The sequence below is a fragment of the Ruegeria sp. SATB027 genome (assembly GCF_059613825.1).
Window position 1 is genome coordinate 1 of sequence record NZ_JBXWTH010000091.1, and the last position, 3,598, is coordinate 3,598.

3 protein-coding genes are annotated in these 3,598 nt (G+C 53.8%); 2 read left to right on the forward strand and 1 reads right to left on the reverse strand.

Translation table 11 applies throughout. The annotated features are described in order from the left end of the window. Nucleotides 1-332: 332 nt before the first annotated feature. A complete protein-coding gene (locus tag AC2FPW_RS20965) occupies nt 333-647 on the forward strand; it encodes a hypothetical protein (RefSeq protein WP_496815250.1) in 315 nt (104 codons plus the stop codon). A gap of 238 nt (nt 648-885) precedes the next feature. Beyond that, a complete protein-coding gene (gene repC / locus AC2FPW_RS20970; protein ID WP_496815252.1) occupies nt 886-1,941 on the forward strand; it encodes a plasmid replication protein RepC in 1,056 nt (351 codons plus the stop codon). A gap of 212 nt (nt 1,942-2,153) precedes the next feature. Here the strand turns inward: repC and AC2FPW_RS20975 are convergent, their stop codons facing one another. Further along, complete coding sequence (locus AC2FPW_RS20975) at nt 2,154-3,356, reverse strand: Fic family protein (RefSeq protein ID WP_037911598.1); 1,203 nt, start codon at nt 3,354-3,356, stop codon at nt 2,154-2,156. Nucleotides 3,357-3,598: the final 242 nt, after the last annotated feature.

The window sequence follows — 3,598 nt, forward strand, 5'->3', positions numbered from 1 at the left end:
ATAGGCTGCGATGAACCAGAAATCCTCCGTTACGAAAACCTCAAATCTGTCCCACAAGCGCTGACGTTAGACACGCTCAAGGCCAGGAGAACAACCTCAGGCTTGATCCGTCTTTTATAGAAAAGTCTATTTTTATCAAAGAGATGCAAGAATCCGGGTACAAACCCGGTGTCATTCAAGATGCTCTAGGTCTGACCCGGCAAGGCGTATCCAACCACAGGGTCGTCATAGAACAACTGCCAGACGGTCTTGTTCAACTCATCGGGCCAGCACATGGGATCGGACGACGGCAGTGGGGTGAGCTAGCTGCCTTATCGGTGAAGGTAGATTTGGTGGACATCGCCAAAGAGGCGCTCGCCGCCCTGCCCGACGACACTCCTAGTTCCGAAAAGTTCCAAGCGGTCTATTCGGCTTGCTCGAGCAAAGCACGTAGCGACAAGAAGCCGCCCAATCGTGGGCTGACTTCGGTCATCAATGATGAGAACGGCAGTTCATTGGGCACGCTGACAATCGATGAGAAGGCGATCGCTCTCAAGATCACCAAGAAGGACAATCCAGAATTCGGCCAATGGCTCGAAGAACACGCGGAAGCTACGCTTTTGCAACTCTTCGTACAGTGGCGGAATGAGAGAGGCTCTGGGTCCTGACCCAGGCCACACAGAGCAACACGAGCAGAGGAGAAAAGCGAAGACCCGAAAGAAAAGAGCCCCCCAAAGTTTCCCCTGGAGAGCCCTCATCATCTGATTAGCATCTTTGATGTAGCAACCTCCAGCATACCGGTCAAGAGTCACCGATTCGGTGGACTGATATTTTTTGCCTTTTTCCGCGAAAATTCGAGGAAAGAGACGGAGAAGTTGTGGGCCGAACGGTCGTCGTGAACAAGCCATGGCATTTACAAAACTCTCGATCGAAGCCGCAGGTGCTGATGCAACCCGCGGCTCATTTCCCCCATCTGAAACCGACGTCTGGACCATCTTCAGAGCCCTGAGAGATGCACGCAGCGTGTTTGGTCTACGTCCTGGCCACATACAGACACTTCAAGCAATGCTCAGTTTTCTGAAACCTGGCCATGGCGAAACGGTTTTTGCGTCTAATAATTCACTTTGCCAGCGCGTTGGCGGAATCGACGAACGGACACTCCGGAGGCACATCAACCGCTTTGTTGAACTCGGATTCATCAAGCGCAATGACAGCTCGAACCGAAAGCGCTACCGCGTTCGCTCATCCGGCGGGGAGTGCATCAGTTATGGATTGTCTCTCACCCCCCTGCTCCAACGTGCAAGCGAGCTTATAGCCATCGCGCAAGAGATGGAGAATAACCGGCGAGATCGGATATTTGTCCGCAAACAGATCCTTACAAAGCTCGCCCATTTGGAGGAGCACGATCCTAGCAACGCATTCATCAACCACGCACGGAAAGCTCTACGCAGGAAGCTGAGCCTCCCCGAATACCACGCTCTGCTCGCCAATACAGATGCAAAATGCCAGAGTTTGTCTACCCCGGATGACCCGCCTGAAACTATGGAATTGCCCGCCAATGACGGACAAACTGTCCGGCATCAATCTAAGTCTGAAGAAGAAAAAAAAGATTTAGATAGCAACATAGGCGATGAGGCCCTGAAACCAGACTTGCTGACCTCAGTCTGCGATCAGGCGACATCGTTCTCCACAGAGAGACTTAGAAACTGGTTGGACATTGAAAACCATGCTCGAACACTTGCACCCATGATGGGCATTCACCCAGAAACTTTCGAGAAAGCCAAGAATGCTGTAGGAGCTCAGAAAGCGTCATGCGCGATCTTCATCATGCTACAACTTGGAAAACGCATCCGGGATTTTGGGGCGTATTTTCACAGTATCACCCTGGGTCAAAGGCAAAACCAATTTGATCCATTAGCTTTGATAAAGCGACTGTCCGAAACCAATGAGCGAACTGTCTAATGTCCACCGCGGTGGACTTCAAACGAGAAGCGGCGCTTGTGGCAACCAAAACTGTCCAAACGCACCTAGCGGCGCGTGGTGGTTCTTCAGTTTATCTCAGACCAGCAAATGTCCACCGCGGTGGACAAGTGACACACGAGCAAGCCTTGATGAAAATCTCGCAGGCCATGGAAGAAATCGGCGGCCAGGCATTAAACCCTAAATCCCTAAAGTTATTGTGGGAGGTCACCATCTCCAAAGAGGTTTGGAAAGAGCCGCTCTCGATAATCCAACGGAAACGCCAACCGAACTGGCGTCTTCGGCGAGACGGAAGTCAGGTATCCGGCGGCGGTCAGTTTACTCAGCGTGTTGCGAGCAGTACGCTCGGACGTCTTGAGCACAATCTGCGCATCGCCTCGTTCCAGTGCCCCATGCCGAAGAACCGCCGAGATTAGTTCCGGCGCTCGCTTGTCATCGATGGTATCTGCAACAAGACGACGATACCGTTGGTCCAGTCCGCCGAGATCGAACAATCTTGCTGAGAAGCTGATCTGGTCGAGCGTCACCTTTAGGAACCATTCACTAAACGTCTTCAGTGCCGCTTCTGACAGGTTCCCCCGTCCGTCGCGGTCTCCGCGACGTGGACTGTCGGCCAGATCCATCATCCGTTTGTACTCGCCCCGATCGGTTAGCCCGCGGGCCAGCCCACGTGATACGGACCAGAGCCCTTGGCCACCAATCCCCGCTGTGAGGGCCATGGCATGAGACATCAGTCTGCTGACACGGCCGTTACCATCCGGGAAAGGGTGGATGTAGTTGAGCCGGTGATGTGCAGACGCGATCGCGATGATCCGTCCGCTCGAAGACCGCGCCGCAATCTGAAATCGTTTGTCGAAATGGTCCATGAATGCCGCGACGCGCGACGATGAAGGAGGTAGGTGGCGCCCGACCGCAACTTCCCGATCGTCATCCTGGCGCATGCGTCCCGGAACGATGGGCTCTTTTGTGCCGTCGGGATGTTCGATGACCCGAAACTCATCCGGCATCTCGTCATAGAAGCTCTTATGGACCCAAGTCAGGAATTCGACGGATGTGGGGCGGGGCAGGGTGCCTATGCGATGCATCTCATCGATGGCCCGTTGAACGATGACGTGCGCTCGGGCCTCAAGGGCGAGAGGACGGGTTTCTTCCTCAAGCTCGGCACCAGCCAGCGCCCTTTCGATGTCGCGGGGGCGCGTGTTGTGTCCTTCGATCAGGTTGGAGTAGTAGCAGTTCATCACACGGACGAGATCGGCAAGTTCGGCTGCGCTGTCAGGATGCAACCCTTGTCCCAGCCCGGTGGCTTCCCTCTGGATGTCGACCGAAAGGTCTGCCAGTTCTGTAGGAATATGCTCCTCGAAGAAGCAGGGTTCGATCCTGGCGGGTGTTTCCAGCATTTTGCCGATCTTCCATGTTTGCAAAGTAATTGAAAAATGAACACATTTCGTACTTTCAAGCAAGGTTTTGCCGATATGCGTTGCCGATCTAGAATTGCTGCATGAAATCAATGGCTTCGGCAGATGCGCCGGGCTTTTCGGTTTTGTTGTGTGCCCAAAGGGGCCGGGGCTTTGTTGCACAAATGGCGTGAGGGATTCCCTGTTTGAATCCAGTGGGGTAGCAATGGTGCATGAGCAGTTGG

Bases quoted from the DNA above. Each gene is read 5' to 3' on its own strand.
- AC2FPW_RS20975 (WP_037911598.1), bottom strand. From the start codon at position 3,356: ATGCTGGAAACACCCGCCAGGATCGAACCCTGCTTCTTCGAGGAGCAT.
- repC (WP_496815252.1), top strand. From the start codon at position 886: ATGGCATTTACAAAACTCTCGATCGAAGCCGCAGGTGCTGATGCAACC.